Source organism: Paraburkholderia sp. A1RI_3L, from assembly GCF_048957895.1.
Taxonomy (GTDB): Bacteria; Pseudomonadota; Gammaproteobacteria; order Burkholderiales; family Burkholderiaceae; genus Paraburkholderia; species Paraburkholderia kururiensis.
Map to the genome: position 1 here is coordinate 1 of NZ_JARCHA010000115.1, position 244 is coordinate 244.

Genomic DNA, 244 nt, shown 5'->3' on the forward strand with positions numbered 1-244 from the left:
GGCGGCCGCGACGGTCATCAACGGCTTCGGCAAAAGCATCGGACTCGTGCAACTGCAGGAGCTAGGCGTGCTCGAAACACCGATCGCGCTCACCAATACGTTTTCCGTGGGCGCCATCGCCGCGTCTCAGATACGCGCGGCGATAAACTGCCATCCGGAGATCGGCCGGCAATGGTCTACCGTCAATCCGTTCGTGTTCGAGTGCAACGATGGCCATCTGAACGATATCCAGGCGATGGCGGTG

1 protein-coding gene is annotated in these 244 nt (G+C 60.7%); it reads left to right on the forward strand.

The features are described 5' to 3' along the window. Window positions 1–244 (forward strand): P1 family peptidase (locus PXJ20_RS33150; RefSeq protein ID WP_421057541.1); only part of this gene is annotated, 244 nt, incomplete at both ends.